This window comes from Agrococcus sp. SGAir0287 (assembly GCF_005484985.1).
Classification (GTDB): Bacteria; Actinomycetota; Actinomycetes; order Actinomycetales; family Microbacteriaceae; genus Agrococcus.
In genome coordinates this window covers 1,816,693-1,834,532 of sequence record NZ_CP027942.1, presented here as the reverse complement: position 1 = coordinate 1,834,532, position 17,840 = coordinate 1,816,693, and the positions used below count along the sequence as shown (strand labels likewise).

At 72.7% G+C, this 17,840-nt stretch carries 17 protein-coding genes; 16 read left to right on the top strand and 1 reads right to left on the bottom strand.

What is annotated here, in order from left to right; all coding sequences use genetic code 11:
• The first annotated feature begins 33 nt into the window (after positions 1-33).
• From murD to C1N71_RS08675, 16 genes are all read left to right on the top strand, one after another.
• Positions 34-1,494, top strand: coding sequence for a UDP-N-acetylmuramoyl-L-alanine--D-glutamate ligase (murD, locus tag C1N71_RS08750; protein ID WP_441297038.1), 1,461 nt, complete (start codon positions 34-36; stop codon positions 1,492-1,494).
• Positions 1,439-2,650 carry a peptidoglycan glycosyltransferase FtsW gene (locus tag C1N71_RS08745; protein ID WP_137756040.1) on the top strand — a complete coding sequence of 404 codons (1,212 nt, stop codon included), beginning with the start codon at positions 1,439-1,441 and terminating at the stop codon, positions 2,648-2,650. Before murD ends, C1N71_RS08745 begins: the two co-directional genes overlap by 56 nt.
• A complete protein-coding gene (locus tag C1N71_RS08740; protein ID WP_137756039.1) occupies positions 2,650-3,729 on the top strand; it encodes a UDP-N-acetylglucosamine--N-acetylmuramyl-(pentapeptide) pyrophosphoryl-undecaprenol N-acetylglucosamine transferase in 1,080 nt (359 codons plus the stop codon). The genes C1N71_RS08745 and C1N71_RS08740 overlap by 1 nt, the downstream gene beginning before the upstream one ends.
• Positions 3,726-5,132: a UDP-N-acetylmuramate--L-alanine ligase gene (gene murC / locus C1N71_RS08735; RefSeq protein ID WP_137756038.1), complete on the top strand. Its 1,407-nt coding sequence runs from the start codon at positions 3,726-3,728 to the stop codon at positions 5,130-5,132. The genes C1N71_RS08740 and murC overlap by 4 nt, the downstream gene beginning before the upstream one ends.
• Positions 5,129-6,163 (top strand): FtsQ-type POTRA domain-containing protein, encoded by a 1,035-nt coding sequence (locus C1N71_RS08730; protein ID WP_137756037.1) that lies wholly within the window; start codon positions 5,129-5,131, stop codon positions 6,161-6,163. The genes murC and C1N71_RS08730 overlap by 4 nt, the downstream gene beginning before the upstream one ends.
• A 181-nt stretch (positions 6,164-6,344) precedes the next feature.
• Positions 6,345-7,526 carry a cell division protein FtsZ gene (gene ftsZ / locus C1N71_RS08725; RefSeq protein WP_137756036.1) on the top strand — a complete coding sequence of 394 codons (1,182 nt, stop codon included), beginning with the start codon at positions 6,345-6,347 and terminating at the stop codon, positions 7,524-7,526.
• Between the two features lie 9 nt (positions 7,527-7,535).
• Positions 7,536-8,207, top strand: coding sequence for a YggS family pyridoxal phosphate-dependent enzyme (locus C1N71_RS08720; protein WP_137756035.1), 672 nt, complete (start codon positions 7,536-7,538; stop codon positions 8,205-8,207).
• Positions 8,208-8,233: 26 nt separating this feature from the next.
• Positions 8,234-8,701, top strand: a complete 468-nt coding sequence (locus C1N71_RS08715; protein ID WP_137756034.1) for a cell division protein SepF — start codon at positions 8,234-8,236, stop codon at positions 8,699-8,701.
• Between the two features lies 1 nt (position 8,702).
• A complete protein-coding gene (locus C1N71_RS08710; protein ID WP_175414163.1) occupies positions 8,703-8,993 on the top strand; it encodes a YggT family protein in 291 nt (96 codons plus the stop codon).
• 124 nt (positions 8,994-9,117) lie between these two features.
• A complete protein-coding gene (locus tag C1N71_RS08705; protein WP_137756032.1) occupies positions 9,118-9,741 on the top strand; it encodes a DivIVA domain-containing protein in 624 nt (207 codons plus the stop codon).
• Positions 9,742-10,320 carry a signal peptidase II gene (gene lspA / locus C1N71_RS08700; protein ID WP_137756031.1) on the top strand — a complete coding sequence of 193 codons (579 nt, stop codon included), beginning with the start codon at positions 9,742-9,744 and terminating at the stop codon, positions 10,318-10,320. It begins immediately after the preceding gene.
• Positions 10,320-11,237: an RluA family pseudouridine synthase gene (locus C1N71_RS08695; RefSeq protein WP_137756030.1), complete on the top strand. Its 918-nt coding sequence runs from the start codon at positions 10,320-10,322 to the stop codon at positions 11,235-11,237. The genes lspA and C1N71_RS08695 overlap by 1 nt, the downstream gene beginning before the upstream one ends.
• A 72-nt stretch (positions 11,238-11,309) precedes the next feature.
• Complete coding sequence (dnaE, locus tag C1N71_RS08690; RefSeq protein WP_137756029.1) at positions 11,310-14,810, top strand: DNA polymerase III subunit alpha; 3,501 nt, start codon at positions 11,310-11,312, stop codon at positions 14,808-14,810.
• 71 nt (positions 14,811-14,881) lie between these two features.
• Positions 14,882-16,165: a histidinol dehydrogenase gene (gene hisD, locus C1N71_RS08685; RefSeq protein ID WP_137756028.1), complete on the top strand. Its 1,284-nt coding sequence runs from the start codon at positions 14,882-14,884 to the stop codon at positions 16,163-16,165.
• Position 16,166: 1 nt separating this feature from the next.
• Positions 16,167-16,634 carry a transcriptional regulator NrdR gene (gene nrdR, locus C1N71_RS08680; protein WP_137756027.1) on the top strand — a complete coding sequence of 156 codons (468 nt, stop codon included), beginning with the start codon at positions 16,167-16,169 and terminating at the stop codon, positions 16,632-16,634.
• 2 nt (positions 16,635-16,636) lie between these two features.
• Positions 16,637-17,659 carry a quinone-dependent dihydroorotate dehydrogenase gene (locus tag C1N71_RS08675; protein WP_137757277.1) on the top strand — a complete coding sequence of 341 codons (1,023 nt, stop codon included), beginning with the start codon at positions 16,637-16,639 and terminating at the stop codon, positions 17,657-17,659.
• Positions 17,660-17,668: 9 nt separating this feature from the next.
• Here the strand turns inward: C1N71_RS08675 and C1N71_RS14985 are convergent, their stop codons facing one another.
• A complete protein-coding gene (locus C1N71_RS14985; protein WP_175414162.1) occupies positions 17,669-17,827 on the bottom strand; it encodes a hypothetical protein in 159 nt (52 codons plus the stop codon).
• Positions 17,828-17,840: the final 13 nt, after the last annotated feature.

The window sequence follows — 17,840 nt, the reverse complement described above, 5'->3', positions numbered from 1 at the left end:
AGCTGGCACGACGACTGGACGGGCATCCGCGCCGTGGTGCTCGGCCTGGGCGTGACCGGCTTCGCCGCCGCCGACACGCTCGTCGAGCTCGGCGCGAACGTCACGGTCGTCGCAGAGCGCGGCGACGCGGAGCGCGAGCGCATCCTGTCGGTGCTCGGCATCGACACGGTCGTGACGGACGCCGGCGAGACGCCGGACGTCCTCGCCGCCGCCGAGCTCGTCATCGCCTCGCCGGGGCTGCCCCCGACGCATCCCTGGCTCGTGGGCGCCGCGGAGCGCGGCGCGACGATCTGGGGCGACGTCGAGCTCGCATGGCGCGTGCGCGACAAGGTGCGCGCGGCGGAGTGGGTGCTCGTCACCGGCACGAACGGCAAGACGACGACGACGCAGCTCGCCGCGCACATGCTCCAGGCGGGCGGCCTCCGCGTCGCGCCGGTCGGGAACATCGGCACCCCCGTGCTCGACGCCGTCCGCGATCCGGAGGGCTTCGACGTGCTCGTCGTCGAGCTGTCGTCGTTCCAGCTCCACGCGCTCGGCGAGATCTGGCCGCACTCGGCCGTCTGCCTCAACCTCGACGACGACCACCTCGACTGGCACGCCGGCGCGCAGGCCTACCGCGATGCGAAGGCGAAGGTGTACCGCAACGCCCGTGTCGCGGCCGTCTACAACGTCGCCGACCCGGCGACGATGCGCATGGTCGAGGAGGCCGACGTCGTCGAAGGGTGCCGTGCGATCGGCTTCGGGCTCGGCATGCCGGGCCGCTCGGAGCTCGGGATCGTCGAGGGCATCCTCGCCGATCGCGCCTTCCTCGACGACCGACGCGACTCGGCGCTCGAGCTCGCGACGCTCGCCGACCTCGAGGTCGCGGGCCTCGCGACGCCCCACATGGCGCAGAACGTGCTCGCCGCCGCAGCGCTCGCACGCGCGGTCGGCGTCGAGCCCGCGGCGATCCGCGACGCCATCCGCTCCTTCCGCCTCGACCACCATCGGACCGAGGTCGTCGCCGACATCGGCGGCGTGCGCTTCGTCGACGACTCGAAGGCGACGAACCCGCACGCGGCGAACGGCTCGCTCCAGGCGTTCGCGTCGGTCGTGTGGATCGTCGGCGGCCTGCTGAAGGGGGTCGACGTCGCTCCGCTCGTCGAGCGCCACGCGGCACGCCTGCGCGCCGCCGTCGTCATCGGCGTCGATCGCGCCGCGATCCTCGCCGCGTTCGCGCGACACGCGCCCGGCATCCCGCTCGTCGAGGTCGACGAGGCGGACACTGAGGAGGTCATGCCGACGGCCGTCGCGGCTGCGCGGGCGCACGCATCCAGCGGCGACACCGTGCTCCTCGCCCCGGCTGCGGCGTCGATGGACCAGTTCGAGTCCTACGCGGATCGTGGCCGGCGGTTCCAGCGAGCCGTGCACGACGAGCGGATGCGAGAGGGAGGCGCCGATGGCCCAGGTGGCGGTGGACGCACCCCCGATCCCGGCGGTCCGCGGTCGCGGTAGCACCGCGGTCGTCCGGCTGCGTCGGCTCTTCCCGACCGTCACGGGCAACGAGCTGCTGCTCGTCGGGACGACGCTCTTCCTCGTCGTCTTCGGCCTCGTCATGGTGCTGTCGTCGTCGGCGATCGAGAGCCGCGCCGAGTACGGCAGCATGCTGGGCGCGTTCCAGCGCCAGGGGCTCTTCGCGCTCGTCGGCGTGCCCCTCATGCTCGTCGCGAGCCGCGTGCCCGCCATCTGGTGGCGTCGGCTCGCCTGGCCCGGCATCGGCCTCGCGATCGCGCTGCAGGCACTCGTCGTCTTCACGCCCCTCGGCGTCGTCATCGGCGGCAACCGCAACTGGCTGTCGATCGGCGGCTTCACGCTGCAGCCCGGCGAGCTCGGCAAGCTCGCGCTGTGCGTGTTCATCGGCGCGATCTTCGCGATGAAGGGCGACCTCGGCAGGCGCTTCTGGCACGCGTGGATCCCCGTCGCGCCCGTCGGAGGAGCCTTCATCCTGCTCGTGCTGCGCGGCAACGACTTCGGCACCGTCGTCATCCTCGCGCTCGTCGTGCTCGGCGCCATGTTCTTCGCGGGCGTGCGCTGGTGGCACCTCCTGCTGCCCGCGGTCGCCGCGGGCGTCGCGGCCGTGCCGGTGCTGCTGTCGGCCGACTCGCGCGTCCGCCGCCTCGAGTCCTTCCTCGTGGGCTGCCAGAACACCGACGACGACTACTTCTCGGGCTGCTGGCAGCAGCTGCACGGCACGTGGGCGCTGGCGAACGGCGGCCTGTTCGGCGTCGGCCTCGGCAACTCGCGGGCGAAGTGGATGTGGCTGGCCGAGGCCGACAACGACTACATCTTCGCCATCATCGGCGAGGAGCTCGGCCTCGTCGGCGCCGTCGTCGTGCTGCTGCTCTTCGTCGTGCTCGCCGTCGCGCTGCTGCGCATCGTGCGCGAGGCGACGCTGCCGATGACGCGCATCGTCACGGGCGGCGTGCTCGTGTGGCTCGTCGGCCAGGCGATCGTGAACGTCGCGGTCGTGCTCGGCCTGCTGCCCGTGCTCGGCGTGCCGCTCCCGCTCATCTCGGCGGGAGGATCGCAGCTCGTCGCCGCGCTGCTGGCGATCGGCATCGTGCTGTCGCTCGCACGGCACGATGCGCGCCTGCGCCAGACTGGGACCTGATGGCGTCCTACCTCTTCGCCGGCGGCGGCACCGCCGGCCATGTGAACCCGCTGCTCGCGACCGCCGACCGGCTGCGCGAGCGCGAGCCCGACGCCCGCGTCGTCGTGCTCGGCACGCAGGAGGGCCTCGAGCGCGAGCTCGTGCCGGCCGCGGGCTACGAGCTCGTGACGATCCCCAAGCTGCCCTTCCCGCGCCGCCCGGATGCCGCGGCGCTGCGATTCGCGCGCTCGTGGGCGCCGACCGTCGCGCGCGTGCGGCGCCTGCTGGGCGAGCGCGACGTCGACGTCGTCGTGGGCTTCGGCGGCTACGCCTCCGCTCCCGCATACCGCGCGGCGCACCTCGCGCGCACGCCGCTCGCGATCCACGAGGCGAACGCGCGCCCCGGCATGGCGAACCGCCTCGGCGCGAGGTGGACGCGTCACGTGGGCCTCACGTACGCGCCGACGACGCTGCCGGGCACGGTCGTAGGCATGCCGCTGCGCCGCTCGATCACGACGCTCGACCGTGCGGCGCTGCGGCCCCGCGCTCGCCGCGAGCTCGGTCTCGACCCCGATCGCCCGACGCTGCTCGTCACGGGCGGCTCGCAGGGCGCGCGGTCGATCAACCGCGCGATCGTCGCCGCCGCGGGCGCGATCGTCGACGCGGGCTGGCAGATCCTGCATCTCTCGGGCGGGCGGCAGACGGACTTCGTGCCAGCGACCGTCGACCACTACGTCGCCGTGGAGTACCTCGACGGCATGCATCTGGCCTACGCGGCCGCCGACCTGGTCGTGTGCCGTGCAGGCAGCCTGACGGTGAGCGAGCTCATGGCCGTCGGCCTGCCGGCGGTCTACGTGCCGTTGCCCTTCGGCAACGGCGAGCAGGCGCTCAACGCCCACGATCAGGTCGCCGCGGGCGGCGCGCTGCTCGTCGACGACGCGCTGCTCGCGCAGGGGTGGGTCGAGGACGCGCTCGTGCCGCTCCTCGCCGACCGCGAGCGGGTCGCCGCGATGGCCGCCGCGACGCGCGGCTCGGGCATCGCCGACGGGGACGACCGCATGTGCGACCTCGTGCGGCGAGCGATGGAGGACGACGCGTGATCGAGCCCGACCTGACCCAGCCGATCCCCGAGCGCATCGAGCGCGTCCACATGATCGGCATCGGCGGCTCCGGCATGTCCGGCATCGCGCACATGCTGCTCGACGAGGGCGTGCGCGTGACGGGGTCCGACCGTTCGGGCTCGGCGACGGTCGACGCGCTCGTCGCGCATGGCGCGACCGTCGCCGTCGGGCACGACGCGGCGAACCTGCCGCACGACGTCGACGCCGTGGTCGTCACGAGCGCCCTGTGGCCCACGAACCCCGAGCTCGTCGCCGCGCAGGAGCGCGGCGTGCCCGTGCTGCACCGCTCGCAGGCGCTGCACCTGCTCGCGCGCGGCAAGCGCCTCGTGGCCGTCGCGGGCGCGCACGGCAAGACGACCTCCACCGGCATGGTCGTGTGGGCGCTGCATCGGCTGGATGCGGGCGCGAGCTACGTCAACGGCGGCACCATCGCGGGCCTCGGCGGCTCGAGCGGCCACGGCACCGGCGACCTCTTCGTGCTCGAGGCCGACGAGTCCGACGGCTCCTTCCTCCTCTACGACGTCGCCGTCGCCCTCGTGACGAACGTCGACACCGACCACCTCGACCACTACGGCACGCCGGGCGCCTTCGACGCGGCCTTCGCACGCTTCGCCGACGGCGCATCGGAGGCGGTCGTGATCTCCTGCGACGACGCCGGCGCGCGTCGCGTGCGCGACCTCGTGCACCACGAGCGCGTCGTGACCTTCGGCGAGCGCGAGGAGGCCGACGTGCGCGTGACGGACATCGTCACGGGCGAGGGCATCGCGTGCGTCGTCGAGCACGCGGGGCAGCGGCACGCGATCGCGATGGACGTCGTCGGCAGGCACAACGCCGTGAACGCGGCCGGCGCCTTCGCGGTGCTCCTGCAGCTCGGCATCGAGCCGGCCGCGGCCGCCGACGCGCTCTCGGGCTTCGCAGGCACCGGGCGGCGCTTCGAGTCGCACGGCGAGCGTCGCGGCGTGCGCGTCTACGACGACTACGCGCATCATCCCGCCGAGGTCGAGGCCGCGCTCACGGGCGCGCGCACCGTGCTCGGCTCCGGGCGCCTCATCGCCGTGCACCAGCCGCATCTCTACTCCCGCACGCGCGACATGGCGGACGAGTTCGCGGCCGCCTACGAGCGCCTCGCGGACCACACGATCGTGCTCGACGTCTACGGGGCGCGCGAGGATCCGATCCCCGGCGTCTCCGGCGCCCTGGTGTCGGCGGCCTTCGACGACCCGTCGCGCGTCGACTTCCTACCCGACTGGCAGGCGGCGGCGGATCGGGTCGGCGAGATCGCGCGCGAGGGCGACCTCGTCATGACGCTCTCGTGCGGCGACGTGTACCGCATCATCCCGCAGCTGCTCGACGCGCTCGAGGCCACGGACGGCGACGGGTGAGGCGGCCGGAGGGCTTCGACGGGCCGCCGCGTCGGCCCGAGCCGCCGTCGGGCGCAGATCCTCGCGCGTCCGAGCAGCGCGAGCCCGAGCCGGTCGAGCCGCGGCAGCCCCGCGAGGCGCGCGCGCAGGCGGATGTGGCGGCGACGGAGGACCTCGACGCCGTCGTCGTGGCGCGCGTGCGCGGTCGCAGGCGCAGCGAGTCGAACGCGAGCCGCACGGATCGACTGCTGCGCGAGGCCGAGCTGCGCCAGCTGCGGCTCGATCGTGGCGAGCAGCGCAGGGCGCAGGCCGTCGCACGACAGGCGGCACGCGCGCGGCGTCGTGCCGAGCGATCGGAGGTGCGCCGCTTCACGGCGACGTCGCGTCGGAGGCTGCGCCGCTCGCTCATCGTCGTCGGCGTGCTCGTCGCCTCCTTCGCGCTGCTCGTCGGCCTCGTGCACTCGCCGCTCATGGCCGTGCGCGAGATCGAGGTCCAGGGCACGCAGCGCCTCGACGCCGCGGCGCTGCGCGCCGCGCTCGCCGGGCACCTGGGACAGCCGATCGCGACCGTCACCGACACGGGCGTGCGCGAGGACCTCGAGCGCTTCACGGGGCTCGAGTCGTTCGTCGTTGACGTCGTGCCTCCCGGCACGATCGTCGTCCGCGTCGTCGAGCGGCAGCCCGTCGTCGTCGCGTCCATCGACGGGCAGGACATGATGCTCGATCCCGCGGGCGTCACGCTCGGCATGCCGGACGACACGCCCCTGCCGCGGCTCGAGGACGTCGAGGTGGGATCGGCGGCGTACGAGGCCGTCGCGGCCTCGCTCGTCGCGATGCCGAGCGCGCTGCGGCAGCAGGTCGCGGCGATCACGGCGTCGACCGATGCCGATGTGACGATGACGCTCGCCTCGGGGCAGCAGGTGGTGTGGGGGAGCGCCGACGAGGCGCGCCTCAAGGCCGACGTGCTCGCGGCGCTCGTCGCCGCCGCGGATCCCGCGGTCCCCGTCACGTTCGACGTCAGCGCGCCCGAGCACCCCGTCGTCCGTCCCTGATGCGACGTCGTCGGCGCACGGCGACACGCGCGGGATGCGCCAGCATCGCGTCCTCGTCGTCGCGCGGCGTGTCTCGGGGCCGGGTTCCAGCCGCGGCCCTACCGTCGGAACCGACAACGAACGCTGAGGAAATCTCTAAACCTCTACCTGAGGTTGAAGGTTTCGATCGAGGGGCCGGACCGTGACTTCGAACAACAACTACCTCGCCGTCATCAAGGTGGTCGGCGTCGGCGGCGGCGGCGTGAACGCCGTGAACCGGATGATCGACCTCGGCCTGCGCGGCGTCGAGTTCATCGCCATCAACACCGATGCGCAGGCGCTGCTGCTCAGCGACGCCGACGTCAAGCTCGACGTCGGTCGCGAGCTCACGAAGGGGCTCGGCGCAGGTGCCGACCCCGAGGTCGGCCGCCGTGCGGCCGAGGATCACGCGGAGGAGATCGAGGAGGCCCTCGCGGGCTCCGACATGGTCTTCGTGACCGCGGGCGAGGGCGGCGGCACCGGCACGGGCGGCGCGCCGGTCGTGGCGCGCATCGCCAAGAGCCTCGGCGCGCTCACCGTCGGCGTCGTGACCAAGCCGTTCTCGTTCGAGGGCAAGCGCCGCCAGGCGCAGGCGGAGGCGGGCGTCGAGGCGCTGAAGAACGAGGTCGACACGCTCATCGTCGTGCCGAACGACCGCCTGCTCGAGATCTCGGACATGGGCATCTCGATGGTGGAGGCGTTCGAGACCGCCGACCAGGTGCTCCTCGCCGGCGTGCAGGGCATCACCGACCTCATCACGACGCCGGGCCTCATCAACGTCGACTTCGCCGACGTGAAGAGCGTCATGCAGGGTGCGGGCTCCGCGCTCATGGGCATCGGCTCGTCGCGCGGCGCCGACCGCGCGATCAAGGCGGCGGAGCTCGCGGTCGCGAGCCCGCTGCTCGAGGCGAAGATCGACGGCGCGCACGGCGTGCTGCTGTCGATCCAGGCCTCCAGCAACCTCGGCATCCACGAGACCTACGACGCGGCCAAGCTCGTGCAGGAGGCCGTGCACCCCGAGGCGAACATCATCTTCGGCACCGTCATCGACGACACGCTCGGCGACGAGGTGCGCGTCACGGTGATCGCGGCCGGCTTCGACGGCGGCGCGCCGCTCGCGCGCACCGACGACGAGGTGCTGCGCACGACGCCCGCGCGCGACATGGGCATCGGCGGCTTCCTCGGTGCCTCGGCCACCGAGGCGGCCGACGAGCCAGCGCCGACGCCGGGCCGCCACGCCGCACCGACGCCCGAGGTGCCGCAGCACCTCACGGGTCCCGTGCAGCCGCTCGGCGACAGCGACGAGGACGAGGACGAGTTCCTGCCCGACTTCCTGCGCCAGTAGGTCGCGCGCATGTCGACGGCGGCCGAGCGGCTCGCAGCCGTCCGCGACGAGATCGCGTCGGCGCCGGGAGGCGCCGACGCGACGCTCGTCGTCGTGACGAAGTTCCATCCCGCGTCCCTCGTGGAGGAGCTCGCCGCGGCGGGCCAGCGGGACATGGGGGAGTCGCGGCATCCCGAGGCGCGCGAGAAGGCCGCGCAGCTGGCGCACCTGGGCTTGACGTGGCACTACGTGGGGCAGCTGCAGCGCAAGAAGATGCGACAGGTGGCCCGGTACGCCGACGTGCTGCACTCGATCGACGCGCCAGAGCTCGTCGACGCCCTCGAGGGCGGCGAGAGCCCGCACGAGATCCCCGTGCGCGACGCGTTCGTGCAGGTGAACCTCACGGCCGATCCGGGGCGCGGCGGCGTGCAGCCCGACGCGCTCGAGGCGCTCGCGGAGCGGGTCGAGGCGTCGCCGGCGCTGCGCCTGCTCGGAGTCATGGCCATCGCGCCGCTCGACGAGGAGCCCGCATCCGCGTTCGCACGCCTCGCGACGTACGCGGATCGCGTCCACCGCATCGCGCCGACGGCCCGCTGGCTGTCGGCGGGCATGTCGCAGGACTGGCGCGTCGCGCTCGAGCACGGCGCGACACACCTGCGGATCGGCACGGCAATCACGGGAGAACGGCCCACCACTCCGTAGCCTGGAGTGCAGATCGGGAGGATCGCATGAGCAACGCATTGAAGAAGGCGGCCGTCTACTTCGGCTTCGCCGAGGAGGACGAGCTGACGCAGGAGTCGCCCGCCGTGCGCGCCTCCGAGCCGGAGCCGCGCGAGGAGCGTGCCGACCGTCGGCACGAGCGCCAGGAGGCCAAGCCGCGCGCCGTCGCGCCGCTGCGCCCCGCAGCCCAGGAGGTCGGCTCGATGCACGAGATCATGACGGTGCACCCGCGCCAGTACAAGGATGCGCAGGAGATCGCCGGCGCGTTCCGCGACGGCACGCCCGTCATCATCAACCTGTCGCAGATGACGGACGGCGACGCGCGTCGCCTCATCGACTTCTCGGCCGGCCTCACGCAGGGCCTGCAGGGTCGCATCGAGCGCGTGACGACCAAGGTGTACCTGCTCACGCCGGAGCACATCGCGATCGCTGGCGGCCGCACGGAGGTCGGCGAGGCCGACGCCTTCGCCCACTGACGTGCAGGTCGTCGCCCTCGTCGTGTACGTCGCGGCGAACGTGCTCTTCTACGTCCTGTGGGCACGCGTCATCCTCGACGTCGTGCGGCAGGTGCGTCGCGACTGGAAGCCCCGCGGGCTCTGGCTGGCGCTCTCCGTCGCGATCCTCACGCTCACCGATCCCATCCTGCGCGTCGCACGCCGCGTCGTGAAGCCGATCCGCGTCGGCGGCGCGATGCTCGACCTGTCGATGCTCGCCGTCATGGCGATCGTGCTCGTCGTGGTCGTGGTCTCCGGCGCGCTCGCCTCCTGAGCGCCCGCGTGCGGACCGATCACGCGGCGCCGGGCACCCGCGACGCCGGGTAGGCTCGTCACTCGATCCATCCCCCGGAGCCGCCCACTACAGTGGACTCCGATCCTCGAGGAAAGGCTGCACGATGGCACTGACGCCGAACGACATCGTCGAGAGGACGTTCGAGACGACGCGCTTCCGCGACGGCTACGACCAGGATGAGGTCGACAACTTCCTCGACGAGATCGTCACGGAGTTCCGCAAGGTCATCGCCGAGAAGGAGCGCCTCGAGGCGCGCGTCGCCGAGCTCGAGGCCGGCGCGCCCGCCGCCCCTGCCGCCGCGGCACCGGCGCCCGAGGCCGCGCCCGAGCCGGTCGTCGAGCAGCAGCCGGCCGCGACGAGCGAGGCCGACGCATCGGCGTCCGCCGTGTCGCCCGAGGGCCTCCTCGCCCTCGCGCAGCGCGTGCACGACGAGCACGTCGCCGAGGGTCAGCGCCGCAAGGACGAGCTCGTCGCCGAGGCCGAGACGCAGGCCGCCGAGATCGAGACCGCCGCGACGAAGCGTCGTGCGGACCTCGAGCGCGAGTTCGAGAAGACGAAGTCGGCCCTCGAGCAGGAGAAGTCGGACCTCGAGACGAAGATCGACGAGCTGAAGACCTTCGAGCGCGACTACCGCCTGCGCCTGCGCGGCTACATCGAGAGCCAGCTGCGCGACCTCGACCGCACGTCCTTCGCGTTCGGCGGCTCCGGCGCACCCGCGCAGCAGTAGGTGACCGCCTCCCGCGGCGTCGCCTGGCGCCTCGTCGCGCTCATCGTCGGCCTCGCCGCGGTCGTGTGGGCCGTCGACCTGCTCGTGAAGGAGTGGGTGCTCGCGACGCTGCCCGAGGGGCGGCAGGTGCAGGTGCTCGGCGAGGTGCTGCAGTGGCACTTCGTGCGCAACCCCGGTGCCGCCTTCTCGCTCGCGGCAGGCATGACGTGGATCTTCACGCTCATCTCGGCGGTCGTCGCGGTCGCGGTGGTCGTCGTCGCCTTCCGCGTGCGCTCCCTGCCGTGGGCGATCGTCCTCGGCTGCCTGCTCGGCGGCGTCGTCGGGAACCTCACCGACCGCATCATCCGCGAGCCGGGCGGCCTCCAGGGGCACGTCATCGACTTCATCCAGGTCTGGGGCTTCCCCGCGATCTTCAACGTCGCCGACATGTTCGTGGTGTGCGCCATGGGCGCGTTCATCGTGCTCGTGCTGCGCGGCGAGGGGATCGACGGGGTGCGCCGCACCGACGAGCCGGGTGCCGAGCCGGAGCCGGCTGCCGAGGAGAGCGCCGAGCCCGAGGCGCGGAGCAGCGCCGACTGATGGAGGAGCGCTCGCTCATCGTGCCGCCTGGGCTCGACGGCCAGCGCGCCGATGCCGGCATCGCCCGCGTCCTCGGGCTCTCGCGGACGGCGGTCGCCGAGGCGATCGAGGCGGGCGGCGCCGTGCAGGACGGCCGCGTGCTCGGCAAGTCGGATCGCCTGCGCGGCGACGCGTGGCTCGAGGTGCGGTGGGAGGCGAGGCGCGAGCCGACGATCGAGCCGATCCCCGTGCCCGAGCTCGGCATCGTGCACGACGACGACGACCTCGTGGTCGTCGACAAGCCCGCCGGCGTCGCCGCGCATCCCTCGATGGGATGGACGGGTCCGACGGTCGTCGGCGCGCTCGCCGCCGCCGGGTACCGCATCTCGACGTCGGGCGCCGCGGAGCGGCAGGGCGTCGTCCATCGGCTCGACGCGGGCACGAGCGGCCTCATGGTCGTAGCGAAGAGCGAGCGCGCCTACGCGTCGCTCAAGGCGCAGTTCCACGACCGCGAGGTCGAGAAGGTCTACCACGCGGCGGTGCAGGGGCGTCCGGATCCGCTGCGCGGCACGATCGATGCGCCCATCGGGCGGCATCCGAGCCACGAGTGGCGCTTCGCCGTCGTCTCGAGCGGCAAGCACGCCGTGACGCACTACGAGACGCTCGAGGCGTTCCGGGACGGCAGCCTCGTCGAGGTGCACCTCGAGACCGGGCGCACCCATCAGATCCGTGTGCACATGGCGGCGCAGCGCCATCCGTGCCTCGGCGACGCGATGTACGGCGCGGACCCGACCCTCTCGGCGCGCCTGGGCCTCGAGCGGCAGTGGCTCCACGCCGTGCGGCTCGGCTTCACGCATCCCGGCACGGGGGAGTGGCTGGAGTCGACGAGCGAGCCGTCCGCCGACCTGCGGCACGCGCTCGAGGTGCTCGAGACCTGAGCCGGGCCGCCGCCGATCGCGGCTCGTGTCGGGTCGTGTCGTGACGGTGGCCGCTCGTAGCATGGAGGTCCCATGGCCGAGCAGTTCGCGCATCTCCACGTCCACACCGAGTACTCGATGCTCGACGGCGCGGCGCACGTCGGCCCCCTCGTCGAGGCGGCGGTCGAGCAGGGCATGCCCGCCATCGCGATGACCGACCACGGCAACGTGTTCGGCGCGTTCGACTTCTGGTCGAAGGCGACGGCCGCGGGCATCAAGCCCATCATCGGCATGGAGGCGTACGTCACGCCCGGCACGCATCGCAGCGACCGCACGCGCGTCAAGTGGGGCGACGACGCCGGTGGCGACGACGTGTCGGGCGGCGGCTCGTACACGCACATGACGCTGCTCGCGGAGACGACCGAGGGCATGCACAACCTCTTCCGCATGGCGTCCCTCGCGTCGATGGAGGGCTACTACTTCAAGCCGCGCCTCGATCGCGAGCTGCTCGCCCGGTACTCGGAGGGCATCATCGCCACGACGGGCTGCGTCGGCGGCGAGGTGCAGACGCGCCTCAGGCTCGGCCAGTACGACGAGGCGAGGCGCGCCGCGGCGGAGTTCCGCGACATCTTCGGCAAGGAGCGCTTCTTCGCCGAGGTCATGGACCACGGCATCGACGTCGAGCGGCGCACGATGGGCGATCTCCTGCGCCTGGCGAAGGAGCTCGACCTGCCGCTCGTCGCGACGAACGACCTCCACTACACGCACGCCTCCGACGCGACGGCCCACTCGGCGCTGCTGTGCGTGCAGTCGGGCACGACGCTCCACGACCCGAAGCGCTTCAAGTTCGACGGCGAGGGCTACTACCTGAAGTCGGCCGCCGAGATGCGGCACATCTTCCGCGACCACCCGGAGGCGTGCGACAACACGCTGCTCATCGCCGAGCGCGCCGACGTGCGGTTCGACACCTCGGCGAACTACATGCCGCGCTACCCCGTGCCCGAGGGGCACACGGAGGAGTCGTGGTTCCGCGCCGAGGTGGCCGCAGGCCTCGAGCGCCGGTACCCGGCGGGCATCCCCGAGCGGGTGCAGGCCCAGGCCGACTACGAGATGGGCGTCATCGCCCAGATGGGCTTCCCCGGCTACTTCCTCGTCGTCGCCGACTTCATCAACTGGGCGAAGGACAACGGCATCCGCGTCGGCCCCGGACGCGGCTCGGGCGCAGGCTCGATGGCGGCCTACGCCATGCGCATCACCGACCTCGACCCGCTCGAGCACGGCCTCATCTTCGAGCGCTTCCTGAACCCGGACCGCGTCTCGATGCCCGACTTCGACGTCGACTTCGACGATCGGCGTCGCGGCGAGGTGATCCGCTACGTGACGGAGAAGTACGGCACGGAGCGCGTGGCGCAGATCGTGACGTACGGCACGATCAAGTCGAAGCAGGCCCTGAAGGACGCCACGCGCGTGCTCGGGCAGCCCTTCGGTCTCGGCGAGCGGCTCACGAAGGCGATGCCCGCGCCGATCATGGCGAAGGACATCCCGCTCTCGGGCATCACCGACCCCGAGCACCCGCGCTACAAGGAGGCGGGCGACTTCCGCGCCATCCTCGACGCGGATCCCGACGCGCGCACCGTCTACGACACCGCGCTCGGCCTCGAGAACCTCAAGCGCCAGTGGGGCGTGCACGCGGCCGGCGTCATCATGTCGTCCGACCCGCTCATCGACATCATCCCCATCATGAAGCGGGAGCAGGACGGCGCGATCATCACGCAGTTCGACTACCCGACCTGCGAGGCCCTCGGCCTCATCAAGATGGACTTCCTCGGGCTGCGCAACCTCACGATCATCTCGGACGCGCTCGACAACATCGTCGCCAACCGCGGCGAGACGCTCGACCTCGAGACGCTGCCGCTCGACGACCGCGGCGCGTACGACCTGCTCGCACGCGGCGACTCCCTCGGCGTCTTCCAGCTCGACGGCGGGCCGCTGCGCTCGCTCATGCGCCTCATGCGGCCGGACTCCTTCGAGGACATCTCCGCCCTCATCGCGCTCTACCGCCCCGGCCCCATGGGCGCGAACTCGCACACGAACTACGCGCTGCGCAAGAACGGTCAGCAGGCGATCACGCCGATCCATCCCGAGCTCGCCGAGCCGCTCGCGGAGATCCTCGAGGAGTCGTACGGCCTCATCATCTACCAGGAGCAGGTGATGGCGATCGCGCAGAAGGTCGCCGGCTTCACGCTCGGCGAGGCCGACATCCTGCGCCGCGCGATGGGCAAGAAGAAGAAGGCGGAGCTCGACAAGCAGTTCGCCGGCTTCTCGCAGGGCATGCTCGACCGCGGCTACTCGATGTCGGCGGTCGAGAAGCTGTGGGAGATCCTGCTGCCGTTCTCGGACTACGCCTTCAACAAGGCGCACTCCGCGGCGTACGGCGTCATCTCGTACTGGACGGCGTACCTCAAGGCGCACTACGCGCCCGAGTACATGGCCGCGCTGCTCACGAGCGTCGGCGACTCGAAGGACAAGATGGCGCTCTACCTCTCGGAGTGCCGTCGCATGGGCATCACGGTGCTGCCGCCGGACGTCAACGCCTCGTCGCTGCGCTTCACGGCCGTCGGCGACGACATCCGCTTCGGCCTCGGCGCCGTGCGGAACGTCGGCGCGAACGTCGTCGACGCCATCGTCGCGGCGCGGTCGCCGGAGCCGTACGAGTCGTTCCACGACTACCTGAAGAAGGTGCCGGTCGCGGCCGCGAACAAGCGCACGGTCGAGTCGCTCATCAAGGCGGGCGCCTTCGACTCGATGGGATCGACGCGGCGGGCGCTGCTCGAGGTGCACGAGGCCGCGGTCGACCAGGCCGTCACCGACAAGAAGCGCGAGGAGTTCGGTGCCGTCGGCTTCGACTTCGACGCACTGTGGGACGAGCCCGAGCATCAGCAGAAGGTGCCCGAGCGGCCCGAGTGGGTCAAGCGCGACAAGCTGGCCTTCGAGCGCGAGATGCTGGGCCTCTACGTCTCCGACCATCCCCTCGCCGGCCTCGACCTCGAGCTCGCGAAGCACGCGAGCCACCAGATCCAGACGCTCGCCGACGACTGCGAGGACGGCGACACCGTGACGATCGCGGGCCTCATCACGACGGCGCAGCATCGCGTCGCTCGGCAGTCGGGCAATCCCTACGGCATCCTCACGATCGAGGACTTCGGCGGCGAGGTCGACGTCATGGTGCTCGGCAAGACGTACACCGCCTTCCAGCACGACATGGCCGCCGATCGCATCGCCGTGGTCAAGGGGCGCTTCCGCACGCGCGACGAGGGCTTCACGCTGCACGCGAACCACCTCGAGTTCCCCGACCTGCTGCCGGTCGACGAGTCGAAGCCGCTCGAGCTGCGGCTCATGGAGCGCCGCGCGACGCTCGCCGTCACGCGCGACCTGCGGGCCGTGCTCGAGCGCCACCAGGGGCCGACGGAGGTGCGGATGCGCCTCGAGCGGCCGGGCGCGGCGCGCGTGTTCCGACTGCAGCATCAGGTGCAGATCTCCTCGGCGCTCTTCGGCGAGCTGAAGAGCCTGCTCGGCCCGTCGGCGCTCGTCTGACGCCGGCGACCGGAAGGCGAGCGGATGCCACCCGGTTCGAGGGAGCATCGTCGGCGCAATACCCTGGATGCATGCTGCGACGCCTCGATCTGTCCGCGCGCGCCGACCTCCCCGAGCTGCCCCGTGCGGCGCACGACGTCGACCGCGCGCTCGATGCCGCTCGCACGCTGATCGAGGCCGTGCGCGCCGAGGGTGCCGAGGCCCTGCTCGCGCAGGCCGAGCGCTTCGATGCCGTGCGCCCCGCTGCGCTGCGCGTGCCGCAGGCCGCGCTCGATGCGGCCCTCGCCGCGCTCGACCCTGCGGTGCGCGCGGCGCTCGAGACCGCCATCGCGCGCGTGCGCCTCGCGACGGCCGCGCAGGTGCCCCCGCCCGCGTCGACGACGCTCGCCGCCGGCGCGGTCGTCGAGCAGCGGTGGATGCCGGTCGCCCGCGCCGGCGTCTACGTGCCAGGAGGCAAGGCCGTCTACCCGTCGAGCGTCGTGATGAACGTCGTGGCCGCCCAGGTCGCGGGCGTCGAGCGCATCGTGCTCGCCTCGCCGCCGCAGGCCGACCACGACGGGCTGCCGCACCCGACGATCCTCGCGGCGGCGGCGCTGCTCGGCGTCGACGAGGTGCTCGCGGCCGGCGGTGCGGGCGCGATCGGCGCGCTCGCCTACGGCGTGCCCGGCGTCGTCGACGCCGTCGACGTGGTCACGGGGCCCGGCAACGTCTTCGTCGCCGCGGCGAAGCGCGTCGTCGGCGGGCACGTGCGCGTCGACTCCGAGGCCGGGCCGACCGAGATCCTCGTCATCGCCGACGCCACGGCCGACGCCGACCTCGTCGCCGCCGACCTCGTGAGCCAGGCGGAGCACGACGAGCTCGCCGCCGCCGTCCTCGTCACCGACTCCGTCGCGCTCGCGGATGCGGTCGACGCCGCCCTCGAGGTGCGCGTGGCGGCGACGCCCCACGCGGGGCGCGTGCGCGTCTCGCTGACCGCCGAGCAGTCGGCGACCATCATCGTCGCCGACGTCGACCAGGCGATCGCGGTCTCGGACGCCTACGCGCCCGAGCACCTCGAGATCATGACGGCCGACGACGACGCCGTGACCCGGCGCATCCGCAACGCCGGCGCGATCTTCGTCGGACCCGCGACGCCCGTGAGCCTCGGCGACTACGCCGCGGGCTCCAACCACGTGCTGCCCACGGGCGGTCAGGCGGCTCGGGTCTCGGGGCTCGGCGCCGCGACGTTCCTGCGTCCGCAGCAGGTCGTGCGCTACGACCTCGAGGGCCTGCGCGGCGTCGCGGACGCGGTCGTCGCGCTCGCCGAGAGCGAGGACCTGCCCGCGCATGCCGAGGCGATCCGAGCGAGGCTCTGACATGCACTGCCCCTTCTGCCGCCATCCCGACTCCCGCGTCGTCGACACGCGCTCGTCGGACGATGGGCTCTCGATCCGTCGCCGTCGGCAGTGCCCGCGCTGCGAGCGACGCTTCACGACGACGGAGTCGGCGAGCCTCCTCGTCGTGAAGCGCTCGGGCGTCGTCGAGCCCTTCAGTCGCGACAAGGTGATCGAGGGCGTGCGCAAGGCGTGCCAGGGCCGACCGGTGACGGACGCGGACCTCGCGACGGTCGCGCAGAGCGTCGAGGAGGCCATCCGCGCGACGGGCGTGAGCCAGATCGACGCGAACGACATCGGCCTCGCCGTGCTGCCGCCGCTGCGGGAGCTCGACGAGGTCGCGTACCTGCGCTTCGCGAGCGTCTACCAGGCGTTCGAGTCGCTCGAGGACTTCGAGTCGGCGATCGAGGGGCTGCGCCGCGACCACGGCGTGCAGCGGGCGGACGCATGAGCCTGTACGGCGCGCTGTACGACCACGTGCTCACGCGCATCGACGCCGAGCGTGCGCATCACCTTGGCGCGATCGTCGTGCGGGCCGCGGGCCGGGTGCGGCCGGGCGTGCGGACGGATCCGTCCCTCCGCGTCCGTGCCCTCGGGCGCGAGTTCCCGACCCCGTTCGGCCTCGCCGCGGGCTTCGACAAGGACGCGTCGATGATCGCGGGGCTCGGCGCGCTCGGCTTCGGGCACGTCGAGGTCGGCACCGTCACCGCCATCCCGCAGCCCGGCAACGATCGTCCGCGGCTCTTCCGCCTCGTCGCCGACGCGGCCCTCGTCAACCGGATGGGCTTCAACAACGCCGGCGCCGAGGCCGCGGCCGAGCGGCTGCGCGCTGCGCGTCGCGCGCGGTCCCGTCCCGTGATCGGCGTCAACATCGGCAAGAGCCGCGTCGTCGACGTCGACGACGCCATCGACGACTACCTCGTCTCGACGCGCCTGCTCGCGCCGCTCGCCGACTACCTCGCCGTCAACGTCTCCTCGCCCAATACGCCGGGGCTGCGCGGGCTGCAGGACGAGGAGCGTCTCGCCCCGCTGCTCGAGGCCGTCCGCGACGCCGCGGGCGCGACGCCGGTGCTCGTGAAGATCGCTCCCGACCTCGACGACGAGGCGATCGAGGGGGTCGCGACGCTCGTGCAGCGCCTCGGCCTCGCGGGCGTCATCGCGACGAACACCACGATCGCGCGCGACGGCCTCGTGTCCGACGCCGCGCTCGTGGAGGCCGCGGGCGCCGGCGGGCTCTCCGGCGCCCCGCTGCGAGCGAGGTCGCTCGAGGTGCTCCGCGTGCTCCGACGGGTGCTGCCTCGCGACGTGTGCGTCATCTCGGTCGGCGGCGTCACCACCGCCGAGCACGTGGCTGAGCGCCTGGCGGCCGGCGCGACGCTCGTGCAGGGCTACTCGGCGTTCGTGTACGAGGGCCCCGGGTGGGCGGCCCGCATCAACCGCGAGCTGCCTGCGCTGCTCGCGGCAGCGCGCGCCTGAGACGGTCCGCTAGAGCTGCGACTCGTCCTCCGCCGTCGCGTCCGGCGTCGGCGCCGGGCGCTCGTGCGTGATCGGATCGTCGTGGATCCACTCGGTGTCGGGCAGCGGCGACGCGGACTGCACGCCGCTCACCAGCCGCCCCATCTCGTCGACGGACTTCTCGGTCATGGCGACCTCCTTC